The following is a 15,824-nucleotide window of genomic DNA, read 5'->3' as shown; positions in this document are numbered from 1 at the left end:
GCCCGCGGGCGCCGTCGGCCGTGGCGCGGGCCCTTTTGCACAGCGGCGCGCGCGTTCGCAACCGGCGTGCCAAAGGCATCGCCGGTCGCTACTGTCGTGACGTGGCTCAGACACCTTTCGGCAAGGCTTCGCACGGCAAGGACGCACGACGAGCGGCTCGGGGAGGTGCGGCCCGCGAGGAGACTCCGGCCGCGCAGACACCCCCGTCGCCGGAGGCGGCGGCCCAGGATGCGCAGGATCGCACGGCGCCGGCTCCGGCCGCGCAGGCGCAGGCGCCCGTGGCACCGGGGACGGCCGACGCGGCGCCGGCTCCCGAGGCTGCGGCGGAGACCGCGGAGCAGTCGCCTCCGACCGGCTCCGGCTACCGGGTGCGCGCCGAGCGCATCCCGATCATCGACCCGCAGCCGCGGCTCGAGGACGACCGCTGGCCGGCGAAGGCCTTCGTCGGCGAGGTCGTCCCGTTCGCGGCGACGGCGTTCCGCGAGGGGCACGACCTGATCGGCGTCGACCTGCTGCTCACCTCCCCAGCCGGCACCGAGTCGGAGCACCGGATGGCGCTGATCGCCACCGGCACCGACCGCTACGGACGCCTCGTCCTCCTCGACGACGAGGGCGACTGGACGTACCGCATCCGCGCCTTCGCCGACGACTGGGCGACCTGGCTGCACACCGCCGAGGTCAAGATCCCGGCCGGCCTGGACATCGCCGTCACCTTCGCGATCGGCGAGGGCCTCCTCCGCACCGCGGCCGGCGACGACTCCCGCTCGGACGCCGAGCGCTCCCTGCTCTCCGACGCCGCCGCCGCCGTGGCGGACGAGTCGCTCTCCCCCGAGGCGCGCCTCGCCGCCGCCGAGGACCCCGCCGTGCACGGCGCCTTCACCGCGCGTCCCGTGATGAGCCTCGCGAGCGTCTCGGAGCCGCGTACGGTGCACGTCGAGCGCACCCGCGCCGGCGTCGGCGCCTGGTACGAGTTCTTCCCCCGCTCCGAGGGCGCCGTCCGGAACGAGGACGGCAGCGTCACCTCCGGCTCCTTCCGCACCGCGATCGACCGCCTCCCCGCCGTCGCGGCGATGGGCTTCGACGTGCTCTACCTGCCGCCGATCCACCCGATCGGCCGCAACTTCCGCAAGGGCCCGAACAACACGCTGAACGCCGGCCCGAACGACCCCGGCTCGCCGTGGGCGATCGGCGCGCCCGAGGGCGGGCACGACGCGATCCACCCCGACCTCGGCACCGTGGAGGACTTCACCGCCTTCCACGACGCCGTCACCGCCACCGGCCTCGAGCTCGCGCTCGACTTCGCGTTGCAGGCCTCGCCCGACCACCCCTGGGTGACGAGCCACCCGGAGTGGTTCACGACGCTCCCCGACGGCTCGATCGCCTACGCCGAGAACCCGCCGAAGAAGTACCAGGACATCTACCCGATCAACTTCGACAACGACCCCCAGGGCATCCGCCAGGAGGCGCTCCGCGTCCTGCGCCACTGGATCTCGCTCGGCGTGAAGATCTTCCGCGTCGACAACCCGCACACCAAGCCGCTCGACTTCTGGGAGTGGATCATCCACGAGGTCAACGCCGAGAACCCCGAGGTCGTCTTCCTCGCGGAGGCGTTCACCCGTCCGGCGATCATGCGCGCGCTCGGCAAGGTCGGCTTCCAGCAGTCCTACTCGTACTTCACCTGGCGCAACACCAAGGAGGAGCTCGAGGAGTTCTTCACGAGCATCTCGCACGAGACGGCCGACTACATGCGGCCGAACCTGTTCGTCAACACGCCGGACATCCTCACCGAGTACCTCCAGTACGGCGGCCGGGCGGCCTACAAGGTCCGCGCCGCTCTGGCCGCGACGGCCTCGCCGCTCTGGGGCGTCTACGCCGGCTATGAGCTGATCGAGAACGTCGCGCGCCCCGGCGCCGAGGAGAACATCGACAACGAGAAGTTCGAGTACAAGACCCGCGACTGGGCCGCGGCCGACGCCGCCGGCGCGACGATCGCGCCGTACATCACCCGGCTCAACGAGATCCGCCGGGCGCACCCCGCCCTGGCGCAGCGGCGGAACCTGCAGGTGCACGGCAGCGACGACGATGCGATCCTCGTCTACTCCAAGCACCTGGACCGCGCGTTCACCGGCACCGGCAGCGACGACACCCTCCTGGTCGTCGTCAACACCGACCCGCACTCGGCGCGCGAGACCACGGTGCACATCGACCTGCCGTCCCTCGGACTGGACTGGAGCTCGACCTACGAGGTCGAGGACCTGATCACCGGCGCCGTGTGGACCTGGGGCAGCGACAACTACGTGCGGCTCGACTCCTTCGTCGAGCCCGTGCACATCCTGAGCGTGAAGGCGGACGGACGATGACGGTTCCCGAGGACAACGGCACGAGCCCGGCCGAGAGCACGGACGAGAGCAGGCGCGGGACGGGGCCGGCGCAGAACGCCGTCCCCGCCGAGCCCGGCAGCCCCGCCGACGCGGCGGGTGTCGACCCGCGCACGGAGACGGTCGTGACGACCGGCACGAGCTCGGCGACGACCACGGGCGCGCACGTCGCGGAGCCCGCGGCCGAGGAGTCGTCCGCAGCGCCCGAGCGGCTCACCCCGCCCGAGCCCGTCGCGCCGCCCGAGCGGCTCCTGCCGCCCGAGCCGACCGCCGCGTCCGCGACCCCCGAGCCGCTGACGCCGCCGGAGGCCGAGGTCGACGCGCTCCCCGAGTTCCCCGAGTGGGTCCTCCAGCAGCTGGCGACCGGCAGCAACGCACTCCCCCACGACGTCCTCGGGCAGCACCCGCTCCCCGGCGGCGGCGCTGTCGTCCGCGTCCGCCGGCCGCTCGCCGACGCCGTGACGGCCGTCCTGGCCGGCGGCGTCCGCGTCGAGCTCGAGCACCTGCACGACGGCCTCTGGCAGGGCGTCCACGACGAGGACCTGCAGGCGTACACCGTCGAGGCGCACTACGGCGACGGCTCCTCCTGGACCGCCGAGGACCCCTACCGGTTCTCGAAGACCGTCGGAGACTTCGACCTCTACCTGATCGGCGAGGGCCGGCACGAGCGGCTCTGGGAGGCGCTCGGCGCGCGGCACCGCGAGCACGAGGGCGTCTGGGGCACCTCCTTCGCCGTCTGGGCGCCGCACGCCCAGGCCGTCCGCGTCGTCGGCGACTTCAACGACTGGAGCGGCGAGGGCCACGCGCTGCGGAACCTCGGCGTCAACGGCGTCTGGGAGATCTTCGTCCCCGGCATCGAGCCCGGCGCCTCCTACAAGTTCGATCTGCTCTCGCGGGACGGCCGCTGGGTCCGCAAGGCCGACCCGATGGCCCGCGCCACGGAGGTGCCGCCGGCGACCGCCTCGCGCGTCCCCGTCTCGCACCACCAGTGGAGTGACTCCGGCTGGATGGAGCAGCGCGCGAGCGTCGACCCGCACACCCAGCCGATCAGCGTCTACGAGATGCACCTCGGCTCCTGGAAGCCCGGTCTCGGCTACCGCGACCTCGCGGATCCGCTGATCGAGTACGTCACCACGCTGGGCTTCACCCACGTCGAGTTCATGCCGCTCGCCGAGCACCCCTTCGGCGGCTCCTGGGGCTACCAGGTCACTGGCTACTACGCCGCGTCGAGCCGCTTCGGCACCGCCGACGACCTCAAGTACCTGATCGACCGGCTGCACCAGGCCGGCATCGGCGTGCTCGTCGACTGGGTGCCCGGGCACTTCCCGAAGGACGACTTCGCGCTCGCCCGCTTCGACGGCGAGCCCCTCTACGAGCACCCGGACTGGCGCCGCGGCGAGCAGATGGACTGGGGCACCTACGTCTTCGACTTCGGGCACACCCAGGTCCGCAACTTCCTCGTGGCCAACGCGCTGTTCTGGCTCGAGGAGTTCCACGTCGACGGCCTGCGGGTCGACGCCGTGGCGTCGATGCTCTACCTCGACTACTCCCGCAAGGAGGGCGAGTGGCTGCCCAACGAGCACGGCGGCCGCGAGAACCTCGAGGCGATCAGCTTCCTGCAGGAGGTGAACGCCACCGCGTACAAGCTCTACCCCGGCATCATGATGATCGCCGAGGAGTCCACCAGCTGGCCCGGCGTCACCCAGCCCACCGTCTCCGGCGGGCTCGGCTTCGGGCTCAAGTGGAACATGGGCTGGATGAACGACTCGCTGCGCTACATGGCGAACGACCCGCTGTGGCGCCAGTACCACCTGGGCGAGATCACCTTCTCCTTCGTCTACGCGTTCAGCGAGCAGTTCGTGCTGCCGATCAGCCACGACGAGGTCGTGCACGGCAAGGGCTCGCTGATCCAGAAGATGCCCGGCGACCACTGGCAGCAGCTGGCGAACGTGCGCGCCTACCTGGCGTTCATGTGGGCGCACCCGGGCAAGCAGCTGCTCTTCATGGGCCAGGAGTTCGGGCAGTACTCGGAGTGGTCCGAGGAGCGCGGGCTGGACTGGTGGATCCTCGACCAGCCGAGCCACCGCGGGCTGTGGAGCCTCGTCGGCGAGCTGAACCGCCTCTACCGCGAGGTCCCGTCGCTGAACGAGCTCGACAACGACCAGGCCGGCTTCGAGTGGATCGACGGCGGTGCGGCGGCGCCGAACGTGATCTCCTTCCTCCGCAAGGACAAAGCCGGCCGCGCGGTCGCGGTCATCGTCAACTTCTCCGGCTCGCCGGTGCACGGCTACCGCGTCGGCCTCCCCGAGGCCGGCCGCTGGGAGGAGCTGCTCAACACGGACGCCGAGATCTACGGCGGCTCCGGAGTCGGCAACTTCGGCGCGGTCGAGGCCCGCGACGAACCCTGGGCGGGTCGCCCCGCCTCGGCCGAGTTGATCCTGCCCCCGCTCGGAGCGCTCTTCCTGCGCCACCTGGGCTGACCGGCACCACCCCACCCGGAGGCGGGCGGAGCGGACGCACACGCGTCCCTCCGCCCGCCTTCCTCGTCGTGCCGGTCGGGCGGCCCGCTCAGCGGACCGAACCATGCTGGTCGAGCAGCCCGCGGAGCGGGCGCATCGAGATCCACCGGCGTCAGAAGAGCAGTTCCCGTCCTTCGTCAACGGACCCGACACCGGCGTGATCGGCGCGGCGCTCTCCGGCGCCCTGGTGGAGCTGGAGTTCGGCAACGTCTCGTCGGCGGACGCCTTCTCCTCCGGACTCGACAGCGCACGCCAGGCCGTCGGCGGCTGACGCTCCGTCGATGAACGACGACGCCCCCGAGCCCTGCGGCCCGGGGGCGTCGTCGTTGAGCGGTGCGGTTCGGAGGCCTCCGGTCAGACCTCGTCCCGGCGCACCACCGCGGTGCGCCAGGTGTCGATGAGCACCACCGACCCGAGCATCACGAGCGCGAGCGCCACCGACGCGAGGGTGTCGGTGAGCCAGTGGTAGCCGAGGTAGAGCCGGGCGACGACCTGACCGGCGATCATCCCGAGCGAGAGCGCGAAGCCGCCGATCGCCCACACCGGCGAGGAGCGGCGCGAGGCGAGAAGGAAGGTCGTGATCAGGAAGAAGTCGCAGACGCCGGTCACGTGGCCGGACGGGAAGGAGAACGTCCCGTCGGCCCCGAGCAGCATGTACTCCACGGGCGGCCGCATGCGCTGCACCAGGTGCGCGGCGAGCTGGACGCTGAGCATCCCCGTGATCATCCCGCCGGCGAGCAGGAGCGGCCGCCAGAGGTGCCGGGCGAGCGCGATCCACAGCACGAGCACGCCGAGGATGATGATCGGCAGGAAGACCGGGCCGAAGACCGTGGCCAGCGTGTCCATCACCACCGTCCCCTCCGCGAAGCGCTTCGCGCGGAACCACTCCGAGACCGCGGGGTCGAGGGCCGCGAGGCCGGTGCCGGTCGCGACCTGCACGATCAGCGCGGCGAAGAGCACGAGCCCGACCGCGACCGAACCGCCTCCCGCGCGCATCAGGCGGCGGCGGGCGGGCGCCGACATCTCGCGCTGCTCCACGAGGAAGCGCTGGTGGAATCGGGCGCTCGGGGAGAGGGCGGCGGTGCTCATCCGCTCACCCTAGGGGTCGGTGGGCGCCGTGCCGCGCGCTCCCCGCCCCGCCGCCCGGTCGATCGACGGCGCGCACCGCAGCCGACGGGTCCGTGCCGTCGGCGGCGAGCCAGAGCACGCCGCGCGAGACGCCGACACCGGGCGCCGACTCGCCGATCCGGTAGCCGATCCGGAACGGGAAGTCCGGGCCGCGGTTCCACGGCAGGTCCCCCGGGTCGCGATGGTGCTCGACAACCTCCACGATCGTCCAGGTGAGCCCGGGGACCGCGGTGACCGGCGTGTCCACGAGGAGGCGGTCGCCGGGGCGGACGGGCGCCGGCACTCCCCGCGCGGGATCACGGCGACGCGTCACGAGATCGCGGCGAGCAGGACCAGCGGGTCGCCCTCCATCCAGAGGCAGTCCATCTCGAAGCGGACCACCGAGTACCGCTCCCCCGTCCAGCGCAGCTCGAAGGTCCAGGTGTTGCCCATCAAGGCGTGGCGGGTAGTCGCCGGATCGGCACCCTCGCCCGGGGCGAAGTGCTGCGCGAGCGCGTACGCCTCGACCGTCGCACCGCCCGCCGTCTCCTCGACGAGCACGTTGCCGACGAGGTGCATCGTGTCGAGCGGCCCGACCGCGGCCATCATCGTGTCCAGGACCGTCGGCTTCCCCGTCAGGACGGGGAACTCGAGGCCGATCCTCTCGGTGGCCCGGGTCATGTCCACGACGACGTCGTCGCCGAGGACCGCGTCGAGGATGCTCCTGTCCGCGCGGTCCAGTGCTCGGCCCCAGGCGAGGGGCAGCTTCTCGAGCGAGGCGAGGGTGCTGAACGCGGTGAGCGTGCTGCGTGCGGTGTCCATGGTGTGTCCTTCTGTGCTGGGCGCCCGCTGCCGGAGCTGCGGGCGCGTCGGAGGGGCCCGGATCGGAGGATCCGGGCGCGCTGAGGACCGCCGCGACGGCGGCGGTGCGGTGGGAGGGTCAGAGGTGCAGGCGGCTGCGACCCGCGCAGACGGCCCGGCGGCCGCCGACGGGGTAGCTCACTGCCGGTAGAGGGACTCGATCGCGATCTCGCGGCTCGCGCCGTCGCCGGTCGTCACCGTCAGGGTCCCGGACGGACCGGCGCCGAGGTCGTCCGCGACCGGCCACCAGGCCGTCCAGAAGCCGTCCTCGAGGGTCGCGACGATCGGAGCGACACCGTCCTCGTGCAGGACGACGGACGCCACGTCCGCGCCGGCGAAGCCGAACGCGTAGGCCACCGCGGCGTCGCCGCTGCCGTGGCTGCCCGAGCTGGCGACCTGGACGGCGTCCCCCGACAGCGTTTCCGCGGGGGTCGCCTCGGCCATCTCCCAGAACCCTCCGCCGGACCCCGCGCTGAGGCAGTAGTAGACGGCCTCCCCCTGCCGGAAGAGCATCGATGCGGCCTCGCCGCGCGCATCGAGGTGCGAGAGCTCGATCGGGCCGGCCTCGGCGTTCACCCCGTCGAGACTCGACTCGCACCACCGGGTCGCCCCGCTGCCGAGCGGCGAGTCGGGGAGGATCCTCTCGGGGACGCCGGTCCAGGAGGCGAGCACGCCGCCGTTCAGCCCAGTGGACCCCGCACCCGGGATCAGCCCGGGGGCGACGACGATCACGGCGGCGGCAGCGGCCGCGGCGAGGAGCAGGGTCGCCGCGCCCGCCACCGCCCAGTCCTTCCGGCGGAAGTACCGCGGAGCGGGCGCCTCCTCGTCGGCGAGGATCCCGACGAGGAGAGCCTCCCGGCGGGAGACCTCGGCAGTGCTGAGGGCGGTTCGGGGCTCGGCGTCGGCCGAGCGGAGCAGGTCGAGGAGCTGGTCGGTCATCAGAGGGTCCGTTCTGCCGTGCCGGAGAGGAGGGAGGGTTCGGTGGCGGCGAGCAGCGCCGCGAGACGCCGCTTCGCGCGGGTGAGCCGCATCGCGTAGGCGGCGCGGCTGCAGCCGAGGACCTGGGCGGCGTCGGCCTGCGGGAGGTCCTCCCAGACGTGCAGGGCGAGCGCCTCCTGCTCGCCGAGGGGCAGGCGCTTCCAGGCGCTCTCGAGGTCGAGGCGGTCGTTGATCGACGGATCGGCGCGCTCCTCGGTCGCGAGGGTCCCGATCCTCACCGCGAGCGCCTGCTGCCGGTTCTCGCCGCGCGCCGCATTGAGGATCGCGTTCCGGGCGGTGCCGAACAGCCACGGGCGGGCGTTCTCCGGCAGCTCGTGCCGTCGGCGCCAGGCGGCGAGGAACGTCTCGCCCACGATGTCGTCCACGGTCGCGGCGGGTGCGCGGCGGCGGACGAAGCGGAGGACGTCGTCGTACTGGGCTCGGTACAGCTCGGAGAAGTCGTCGCGGGAGCGGATGCTCATGGTTCCCCTTTCGCGGAGTCACAGGTACATGTCCGGCTGCGGCGATCGTGCAACATCCGATGGTCGCCGATTCCGCGGGAGCATGGGGGGCATGACGGCGGATCGGCCCCGGGCGCGCTCCGCCGCTGGCAACCCCCTGGCCGGCGGTCGCGAGCGCGGGAGATCGTCGAGCCATGACGGCATCGAGCGTCGCGATGTCCTCGCACGCGATCCTCGCCAAGCAGCTGTACGCGCGCCCGCCCGCGTTCCTCGACTCCGCCGACGTGCGCGCGGGAGCCGAGCTGATGTCCACGGCGGGCGGCTGGCTGGAGGTGGCGGTCCTCGTCCTCTTCTGCGCCCAGTGGTACCGCGCCGCAGGGCGCCGCCTGAGGGTCGAGGGCGGCGCAGCACCCGCTCATCCCTCCGGCCGCCCCGCCTGATTGTCAAGAGCCGACACCGGCCGCCCCGATGGGCGACGATCGAGGGATGGCGATCAGCGGAGCACCCCTCGAGGGCCGGCACGTCCGATTCATCCGCTACACCCGCACCCGCGACGGCTGGACCAGCGAGACGGTCCACGGGCGCCTCGAGGGGCACACTCCGGCGATGTGGCAGCTGCGCGTCGTCGACGAGCTGCGCGAGCTGCCCCGGGAGGAGTGGGCGCTCTACCGCCCCTGAGGGCGGGCGCGGCGCCGCTGTCAAGATCCTCGATCGCGGCGGCGCCCTCGGACTAGCGTCGGCGACGCCGGACTCGTGCCAGTCGAGGAGGTCGTCCGATGTCCCGCTCCCCCGCCGCGTCGAGCAGACGCACCCGCGAACCCGACCGCGCACTCGTCCGCGCACTCAGCGGCGTGCCCGCCGGAACGCTGGCGGTCGGACTCGTCCTCTCCCTCGCCGAATGCGCCGGCCTCGCGCCGGACGCCGCGGCGGCCGGTGCCACCGCCGCGGCGTTCGAGGAGGCGCTGGCCGCCGGCGACGGCGCCGCCGCGTGCGCGGTGCTGACCCCCCGGGCGGCCGAGGCGGTCGTCGAGACCGGGGCGGGATCCGCGACGTGCCCCGACGCGATCCTCGCGCTCGGCCTCGACCCCGCCGCTGCCGGCTCCCCGCGCGCCGAGGCCTTCGGCCAGGCCGCCGTGGTCGAGCTGCGCGGAGACACCGTCTTCCTCGCGGCGAGCGGCGACGGCTGGCGCGTGCGCGCCGCGGGGTGCACGGCGACCGGCGAGGACCTCCCCTTCGACTGCGCGATCGACGGCTCGTGATGCGCGGCGTGTTCACTGGCTGCCTGACCGTGATCGGAGCCGGGCTCGTCTTCTTCCTCGCGACGGGGCTGCTGCACCGATGAGCGCCGTGACCGGGGCACTCGGTTCCGGGCGGCGCACCGGCGCCGACCGCGGCTTCCTGCGCGAGAACTCGCTGACCCTCGTCTTCGGCGCACTCTTCGTGCTGTCGCTGGCCGGTCAGTCGATCGCCGGCTTCCTCGTCTACCTCGATGACCTGCGGATCGCCGGTCTCGAGCCGGTGACCTACGCGCGCTACCTGACCTCGTCGACCTTCTCCGCCGACGTCGCCGAGAACTGGCAGTCGGAGTACCTGCAGTTCTTCCTCTACATCGCCGCGACGGTCTGGTTCGTGCAGCGCGGCTCCTCGGAGTCGAAGGACCCCGGCGAGGCCGGCCGCGCCACCGAGCGGGAGCAGCGGATGGGGCGGTGGGCCGAGGAGTCCTCCCCCGGTCTCGCGAAGCTCCCGGGCGGCCTCCGGCGCCGGCTCTACGCGCACTCCCTGCTGATCGTGATGGGGGCGGTCTTCGCCGGCTCCTGGCTCGCGCAGTCCGTCGCCGGGCACGTCGCCTACGACGAGCAGCAGCTGCTGGACCTGTCGGCACCGGTCTCCTGGGGCGAGTACCTCGCCTCCGCCGACTTCTGGAGCCGCACGCTGCAGAACTGGCAGTCCGAGTTCCTCGCCGTGGGCAGCATGGCGGTGCTCTCGGTCTACCTGCGCGAGCGCGGCTCGCCGGAGTCGAAGGCGGTGGGCGCTCCGCACGCGGAGACCGGCGGCGACGAGTGACGCGGCGGTCGACGCCGTCGCCGCCCCGAGCCCTGCGTCAGCGGCCGAGGGTGCGGCTCGGATACTCGCCGAAGCGGGAGGCGTAGGCGGCGGAGAACCGGCCGAGGTGTCCGAAGCCCCAGCTGCGCGCCGTGCCGGCCACGCTCGCGCGCGCCGGGTCGCCCAGCCGCAGATCCGTGTGCACCCGGTCGAGGCGCACGTCGCGGACGTACTGCAGCGGTGTCGTGCCGAGCAGGCGCTGGAACGCGACCTGCAGCCCGCGGACGCTGAGGTGCGCGGCGGCGGCGATCTCGATCGGCCCGATCGGCAGATGAGCGTTCTCGTGCACGAACTCGACGGCGGAGCGCATCCCGGCGTTGCTCGGGGCGAGCAGGACCTCCGGGAGCGCCGCGCCCTCGGGCGGGTACAGCTCCAGGAACGCAGCCGCCGCCCGGCGGGTCAGCCGGTCCCAGAGCAGCGGCGTCACCCGGCCGGTGCGGACGGCCGTGGAGATCTCGCCGATCACCGCGTGCCACTGCGCCACGGCCTCCACGCCGTGGCGGTGCAGGTGGTCGAAGCGGAGCGCGCCCGTGCGGCGGTAGCCGTGCTCGCGAGCGCTGCGGTCGACGTGCTCACGGTTCAGGTGCACCAGCTTCTGGTCGTAGTCCGAGTAGGAGAAGACGAACGGGCGGTAGGCGGGATTGAGCAGCGGCACACCGCGCGTCATCGGCATCGCTTCGCGGTGGACGTCGACCGTCGCCGTCCCCTCGACCAGCCACTGCACGACGTAGTCGCCGCCGGCCGGGTCCTCACCGCTGGTCGCGCCGCGCATCTGCGAGGTCCGCAGGGTCATCACCGGATCGCCGAGCGCCGCGTAGCGGAACGAGAACGGCTGCTCGGTGGCCTCCACCGACCACCCCGTCCCCGAGTAGAAGCCGCCGAGGACCTCGGAGGCGCGCTCCAGATCGGTGCCGACCGCCTCGATGCGGATGCTCCCGCGATCCTCGAGGGCGGATCCGGGCCCGCGGTCAGGCACCGCGCCGTGCTCTCGGGGACTCCGGAGAGCCGTGGCCGTCGAACACGGTCGTGAGCTGCTCCAGAGTGGAGAGGACGGACGCGACGACGGCGTCGTCGAGCGTCGCGACGAGGGCCGACGCCTCCCGGTCGGCAGCGCCGAACGCCTCGTCGACGGCCTCGCGCCCGCGGGGAGTGAGTGCGAGCCGGCGTCGACGGCCGTCCGACTCGTCGTCGACGCGGTGGAGGTGGCCGGTCGCGGCCAGCCGCTTGGCGACCATCGAGGCCGCGGCGCGCGTGACGTCCAGCCAGTCGGCCAGCTCTCCGAGGGTCGCCGAGGAGCGGCCCGCCCGAGCCACGTACAGCAGTGCCGCGACGTCGGTGGCGCCGAGGCCCAGCTGCACCCGTCCCCGGGCGGTCAGGCGGCGCTGGGCGTCCTGCGCCCGCACGACCGCGTCCACGAGGCGTGCCGCACGGTCTCCGCTCGGCTCGAACTCCAGATGCTCCACCACCGCGGCCCCTTCCGCTCGTCCTGGTCCGGGCGTCCGCGCCCGTGGCGGTCTCCGCCTGCCGCCACCCCGCCGGCGCGAGGAGTGCGCTGAGCGGACACTCTGTCCCGAAGGGGACACCGTCAAAAAAGTTACCGTGTCTGCGACGACCCCGCACTCCTCCCCGCCCCGGACCCCGGCAGACAGGACGACCACCATGGGCCTCCTTCTCGACCGACGCTCAGCGGAGCACCCCGACCCGCCGTATTGCGCGCTCGCGGACCCGCGGTTCGTCCCTCAGCGGCACGCCTCCTCCGGATCTGTCACTGTTCCGGTGACACTGGAGAGGATGCCGCCACCGCCCCGCACCCCCCTGAGCCGCCCTCGTGCGCGCGACGCCGACTCCCGCTCGGGAGGTGCGTCCGATGCCTGAGGACCCGGAGGGGGGAGTGTTCGTCGCCTGGGTGGCGTCGCTGCCCGATGTCACGGACGAGGAGGCGAGCGTCCTCCAAGCCGTCGGCTTCCTGAGCGCGAGCCTGCGGATCTCCGCCGACCTCGCCTTCGTCGCTCTGCGCACCGAGGCGGCGTCGAGCGGTCTCGACCTGCCGCTCGTGGCCCGCGAGGTGCTCGGCCACCAGCGCAGCATCACCGCCCCCCGCTCCGAGAACTGCCCCTGCGGCTGAGCGCGACGCCCCCGCCCGACCGCTGCCGACGCCGCCCAGAGCGCGGCCCCCCGCATGCTGATCGAGTAGCCCGCGAAGCGGGCGTATCGAGATCCACCACCGTCAGCAGGACGAGTCTGCAGAGCCGCCCTGCTGATGACGGCGGGTTTCGCTACGCCCCTGCGGGGCTACTCGACCACCATGTGGCGCGAGTACTGAGGACGAGGTGCGGAGCACGAGCGCCGAAGAGAGCGACTACCGAGCCGCCCGTCCCCCGAACCAGCCGAGTCCATGAAGGCGATGAGCGAGAAACGCGTGCCAGCGTTTCTCGCGAGCCGGACGGGACACGCTCTGCGGAGCACGACCGCACGACCTGCCGACTGCGGCGGGAGGAGCGCTCGCGCTCGTCCCGCGAATAGGCGCCGCACGCGTGCCAGCGTTTCTCGCGAGCCGTGGGCGACCCGCTCTGCGAATCGCAACCACAGACCCAGCCGACCGCGGCGGGAGGAGCGCTCGCGCTCCTCCCGCAATTCAATACAGCAGCCCCGTGAGCCTCGCTCGCGCCTTGTTCACGCGCGGGTCGGTCGTGCCGACGATCTCGAACAGCTCGAGCAGGCGGGCGCGGACGCTCGCCTTGCCGTCGACGTCGAGGCGCGGGTACATCGAGAGGAGGCGGTCGAAGGCGTCCTCCACGTGGCCGCCGGAGACGTCGAGGTCGGCGACGGCGAGCTGCGCGTCGAGGTTCGCGGGCTCGGCGGCCGCGGTCGAGCGGATGTCGTCGAGGGTGCGGCCCTGGAGCCGCTGCAGCAGCTTCACCTGCGCGAGTCCGGCGACGGCGAGGTCGTCGCGGGGGTTCTGCGCGATGGCGGTCTCGTACTCGGTGATCGCGGCGGAGTAGTCGCCGCGGTCGATCGCGTCGTACGCCTCCTGGTGGTGCGGGGGCAGCGGCGCGGCCTCGGGCTCGGCGCCCGGCTCGGCACCGGCGGCGGCCGGGTCGACGGGAACGGTGCCCGTGACGCCCTGCTGCGCGGCGAGCTGGAGGACCTGCTCGAGCAGGTCGCGGAGCTGCTCCTCGGTGATGAGGCCGTTGAACATCGGCACCGGGCGGCCGGCGATCACCGCGGCGATCGTCGGGACCGACTGCACCTGGAAGGCCTGCGCGAGCTGGGGGCTCGACTCGACGTCGACGCCGACCAGCACGAGGGCACCGGCGTAGGAGATCACGACCTTCTCGAGCAGCGCGGTCATGCTCAGGCTCTGGTCGGACCACGACCCGCGCAGGTCGATGATCACGGGGACCCGCGAGGACAGCTGGACGACCTGGTCGAACTCGGCGTCACCGGCCGAGAGCAGCAGCGGGTTCGCGACGGGGGCGCCCTGGGGGGCCTCACCGCCGCCCGCGGGTGCGGAGGGCGCGGCCGGCGGGGTGCGCCGGTTCACGAGGGTGGACAGGTCGACGGCACCGCGCAGGTTGCCGGGCAGCGGGGGCAGGGGTGTGCTCACGGCAGCTGCACCACCGAGACGAGTCCTTGGCTCCATCCGAGCATGACGATCTTCTCCTCCGATCCGACGGGCGGTACGTAGAACAGCAACTGATAACCGTAGGTGGTCGCGATGCCCGTGGTCGACTTGTCGATGCCGAGCAGGGTCTGCGAGGCGCCGGACGTCGACACGGTCGAGCCCTCGGCGGTCGGGCGGACCGTCGCGGTCTCGGCGATGCTCGCGGCGACGAGCGCGCCGGAGTCGTTGGTGGCGAGGGCGATGGTGTCCGACGTCCCCGCCGCGTTGGTGAACTCGATCGAGGCGGTGTCCGGCAGCGCCTCCCGATCGGCGTTCTTCTTGTCGACGCCGACCTGGCCGCGGAGGGTGTCGCCGTCGCCGGAGAAGGTCTCGGCGTACTGGCTGGAGTCGCCGTTCGCGAGGATGTCCGCGTAGGCCGCTCCGACGTTCTCCGGAGCGAGCTTCATCAGCTTCGAGTCGGGGGCGACGATCGAGGTGCCGACCGTGACCGGTGCGACGTCGGGGATCCGCGCGTTGGCCTCGAGCGAGATCGCGTAGTCCACCTTGTAGTCGACGCGGGGGCTCGCCTGGCTCATCATCAGGGCGATCGGCGCCTGCGTGGCGTCGGCGGTGTTCTGCACGACCGCTGTGACCAGCCGCGGCCAGCTGTCGGTGTCCTGCGGGAGGACGAGGCTCACCGGCGACGCCGGGATCGCCTGCGGCGCGTCGATCGTGCCGCCCTTCGTCAGGACCTCATAGTTCGTGGTGCGCTCGGTGAGTGCCTCGCCCTGGAAGCGCTCCGCGAGGATGCTCGCGTCGCGAGCGGCGTCGGCGGCGGCCGCGACCTCGGAGACCGAGGCGACGATCGCCTCCGCCTGCTGGGTGGTGACGACCGGGGTGGGGTCCTCCGCGACGGGCTCCGCGCCCGGGGTCGCGGTGGCGGACGCCGTCGGCGTCCCGGAGGCGCTCGCGGCGAGGTCGGGCCAGTAGTCGGAACTGCAGCCGGCGAGCAGCACGGTCGCGCCCAGCGCGATCGGGAGCACCAGCAGTCGGCGGCGCCGCGAGGGCTGTCCCGCCGCGATCGAGGACTGGATGCCGGCACGGGCGCGCGGCAGGCGGGCGCCGCGCGGCACCTTGCCCTGCGGGCCCTTGCGGCGCGGTCCGTGCTGGCGGCGCAGGTGCAGGAACGCCCAGATGTAGAGGACGAGGCCGATCAGCAGGAACACGGCTCCCCCCAGCAGCAGCGGACCGGCCAGCGGCGTCGCGGTGTCGACCGGCCAGCTCACCCGGATGTCGCTCGCGGCCGGGGCGGTGCCGTCGGTGGCGACGATCAGCGAGACGTCCTCCGGCAGATCGAGCGCGACGGTGATGCTGCCGGTGCCCTCGAACTGCTCGAGCCAGAGGTCGGAATCGCGGGGATCGACGACGGCGGCGTTCGCGTCCGCCACGTCGGAGGCCAGCGTCAGCGCCGTCCCGGTCTCCTGCTCGGCGGACAGGCTGTCCGCGCCGTCCTCGCTGCTCGCGTAGTCGATGCGGTCGTAGTCGGAGCCGCCGACCCAGCCCAGCACATCGGTCGTCGGCGCGTACGCCATCACGAGGTCGCCCTCGCCCTCGACCGTGATCGTCTGCCGGCCGGGATTGGCGCCGAGCGTGCTGCCGTCGATGACGGCGTAGGGGGCGCCGGACTCGAGCGCGGTCTGCGCGGTGAGCGACTCCGGTGGAGCCCACACCGTCCGCTGGCCGATGCCGAGCGCGATGAGCGCCGCGGCGATGACGGTGGCGATGATGGCGAAGACGAACCGCACGAAAGAAC

General features: G+C 73.0%; 17 protein-coding genes. 8 read left to right on the top strand and 9 right to left on the bottom strand.

The features are described 5' to 3' along the window. Positions 1-278 precede the first annotated feature (278 nt). From EDF36_RS05685 to EDF36_RS05675, 3 genes are all read left to right on the top strand, one after another. A complete protein-coding gene (locus EDF36_RS05685) occupies positions 279-2,360 on the top strand; it encodes an alpha-1,4-glucan--maltose-1-phosphate maltosyltransferase (RefSeq protein ID WP_123732224.1) in 2,082 nt (693 codons plus the stop codon). Then, positions 2,357-4,858 carry a 1,4-alpha-glucan branching protein GlgB gene (gene glgB, locus EDF36_RS05680; RefSeq protein WP_123732223.1) on the top strand — a complete coding sequence of 834 codons (2,502 nt, stop codon included), beginning with the start codon at positions 2,357-2,359 and terminating at the stop codon, positions 4,856-4,858. Before EDF36_RS05685 ends, glgB begins: the two co-directional genes overlap by 4 nt. A 103-nt stretch (positions 4,859-4,961) precedes the next feature. Beyond that, positions 4,962-5,168, top strand: a complete 207-nt coding sequence (locus EDF36_RS05675) for a hypothetical protein (protein WP_123732222.1) — start codon at positions 4,962-4,964, stop codon at positions 5,166-5,168. Between the two features lie 83 nt (positions 5,169-5,251). On the opposite strand, the gene EDF36_RS05670 is transcribed toward EDF36_RS05675, so the two are convergent. The 5 genes from EDF36_RS05670 to EDF36_RS05650 form a co-directional block, all read right to left on the bottom strand. Then, complete coding sequence (locus EDF36_RS05670; RefSeq protein WP_123732221.1) at positions 5,252-5,986, bottom strand: phosphatase PAP2 family protein; 735 nt, start codon at positions 5,984-5,986, stop codon at positions 5,252-5,254. Between the two features lie 4 nt (positions 5,987-5,990). Next, on the bottom strand, positions 5,991-6,308 hold the full coding sequence (locus EDF36_RS05665) for a hypothetical protein (RefSeq protein ID WP_123732220.1): 318 nt from the start codon (positions 6,306-6,308) through the stop codon (positions 5,991-5,993). 26 nt (positions 6,309-6,334) lie between these two features. Next, positions 6,335-6,826 carry a nuclear transport factor 2 family protein gene (locus EDF36_RS05660; RefSeq protein WP_123732219.1) on the bottom strand — a complete coding sequence of 164 codons (492 nt, stop codon included), beginning with the start codon at positions 6,824-6,826 and terminating at the stop codon, positions 6,335-6,337. A gap of 177 nt (positions 6,827-7,003) precedes the next feature. Beyond that, a complete protein-coding gene (locus EDF36_RS05655) occupies positions 7,004-7,804 on the bottom strand; it encodes a hypothetical protein (protein ID WP_123732218.1) in 801 nt (266 codons plus the stop codon). Then, entirely contained in the window at positions 7,804-8,325 is a 522-nt protein-coding gene (locus EDF36_RS05650) for an RNA polymerase sigma factor (protein WP_123732217.1), read from the bottom strand. The genes EDF36_RS05655 and EDF36_RS05650 overlap by 1 nt, the downstream gene beginning before the upstream one ends. Positions 8,326-8,498: 173 nt before the next feature. Between EDF36_RS05650 and EDF36_RS05645 the strand changes: the two genes are divergently transcribed. From EDF36_RS05645 to EDF36_RS05630, 4 genes are all read left to right on the top strand, one after another. Further along, on the top strand, positions 8,499-8,744 hold the full coding sequence (locus tag EDF36_RS05645; protein ID WP_148059975.1) for a hypothetical protein: 246 nt from the start codon (positions 8,499-8,501) through the stop codon (positions 8,742-8,744). Between the two features lie 46 nt (positions 8,745-8,790). Then, a complete protein-coding gene (locus tag EDF36_RS05640; RefSeq protein ID WP_123732215.1) occupies positions 8,791-8,982 on the top strand; it encodes a hypothetical protein in 192 nt (63 codons plus the stop codon). Positions 8,983-9,080: 98 nt separating this feature from the next. Further along, positions 9,081-9,563, top strand: coding sequence for a hypothetical protein (locus tag EDF36_RS05635; RefSeq protein WP_123732214.1), 483 nt, complete (start codon positions 9,081-9,083; stop codon positions 9,561-9,563). An 88-nt stretch (positions 9,564-9,651) separates the two neighbouring features. Then, positions 9,652-10,368, top strand: a complete 717-nt coding sequence (locus EDF36_RS05630) for a DUF6766 family protein (protein ID WP_260300535.1) — start codon at positions 9,652-9,654, stop codon at positions 10,366-10,368. A 37-nt stretch (positions 10,369-10,405) separates the two neighbouring features. On the opposite strand, the gene EDF36_RS05625 is transcribed toward EDF36_RS05630, so the two are convergent. Beyond that, a complete protein-coding gene (locus EDF36_RS05625; RefSeq protein ID WP_123732212.1) occupies positions 10,406-11,383 on the bottom strand; it encodes an AraC family transcriptional regulator in 978 nt (325 codons plus the stop codon). Further along, positions 11,376-11,873: a MarR family winged helix-turn-helix transcriptional regulator gene (locus EDF36_RS05620; RefSeq protein ID WP_159423004.1), complete on the bottom strand. Its 498-nt coding sequence runs from the start codon at positions 11,871-11,873 to the stop codon at positions 11,376-11,378. Before EDF36_RS05620 ends, EDF36_RS05625 begins: the two co-directional genes overlap by 8 nt. A 401-nt stretch (positions 11,874-12,274) precedes the next feature. On the opposite strand from EDF36_RS05620, the gene EDF36_RS05615 reads away from it, so the two are divergent. Continuing rightward, a complete protein-coding gene (locus EDF36_RS05615) occupies positions 12,275-12,532 on the top strand; it encodes an ANTAR domain-containing protein (protein WP_148059974.1) in 258 nt (85 codons plus the stop codon). Positions 12,533-13,042: 510 nt separating this feature from the next. On the opposite strand, the gene EDF36_RS05610 is transcribed toward EDF36_RS05615, so the two are convergent. Both EDF36_RS05610 and EDF36_RS05605 read right to left on the bottom strand, forming a co-directional pair. Continuing rightward, positions 13,043-14,050: a tetratricopeptide repeat protein gene (locus tag EDF36_RS05610; protein ID WP_123732210.1), complete on the bottom strand. Its 1,008-nt coding sequence runs from the start codon at positions 14,048-14,050 to the stop codon at positions 13,043-13,045. After that, positions 14,011-15,816, bottom strand: a complete 1,806-nt coding sequence (locus tag EDF36_RS05605; RefSeq protein ID WP_123732209.1) for a hypothetical protein — start codon at positions 15,814-15,816, stop codon at positions 14,011-14,013. Before EDF36_RS05605 ends, EDF36_RS05610 begins: the two co-directional genes overlap by 40 nt. Between the last annotated feature and the right edge of the window lie 8 nt (positions 15,817-15,824).

The sequence above is a fragment of the Rathayibacter sp. PhB152 genome, assembly GCF_003751395.1.
In the GTDB taxonomy this organism is placed as follows: Bacteria; Actinomycetota; Actinomycetes; order Actinomycetales; family Microbacteriaceae; genus Rathayibacter; species Rathayibacter festucae.
This window is presented reverse-complemented; position numbering and strand designations above follow the sequence as displayed.

Bases quoted from the DNA above. Each gene is read 5' to 3' on its own strand.
- glgB (WP_123732223.1), top strand. From the start codon at position 2,357: ATGACGGTTCCCGAGGACAACGGCACGAGCCCGGCCGAGAGCACGGAC.
- EDF36_RS05675 (WP_123732222.1), top strand. From the start codon at position 4,962: ATGCTGGTCGAGCAGCCCGCGGAGCGGGCGCATCGAGATCCACCGGCG.
- EDF36_RS05670 (WP_123732221.1), bottom strand. From the start codon at position 5,986: ATGAGCACCGCCGCCCTCTCCCCGAGCGCCCGATTCCACCAGCGCTTC.
- EDF36_RS05660 (WP_123732219.1), bottom strand. From the start codon at position 6,826: ATGGACACCGCACGCAGCACGCTCACCGCGTTCAGCACCCTCGCCTCG.
- EDF36_RS05655 (WP_123732218.1), bottom strand. From the start codon at position 7,804: ATGACCGACCAGCTCCTCGACCTGCTCCGCTCGGCCGACGCCGAGCCC.
- EDF36_RS05650 (WP_123732217.1), bottom strand. From the start codon at position 8,325: ATGAGCATCCGCTCCCGCGACGACTTCTCCGAGCTGTACCGAGCCCAG.
- EDF36_RS05645 (WP_148059975.1), top strand. From the start codon at position 8,499: ATGACGGCATCGAGCGTCGCGATGTCCTCGCACGCGATCCTCGCCAAG.
- EDF36_RS05640 (WP_123732215.1), top strand. From the start codon at position 8,791: ATGGCGATCAGCGGAGCACCCCTCGAGGGCCGGCACGTCCGATTCATC.
- EDF36_RS05635 (WP_123732214.1), top strand. From the start codon at position 9,081: ATGTCCCGCTCCCCCGCCGCGTCGAGCAGACGCACCCGCGAACCCGAC.
- EDF36_RS05615 (WP_148059974.1), top strand. From the start codon at position 12,275: ATGCCTGAGGACCCGGAGGGGGGAGTGTTCGTCGCCTGGGTGGCGTCG.
- EDF36_RS05610 (WP_123732210.1), bottom strand. From the start codon at position 14,050: ATGGAGCCAAGGACTCGTCTCGGTGGTGCAGCTGCCGTGAGCACACCC.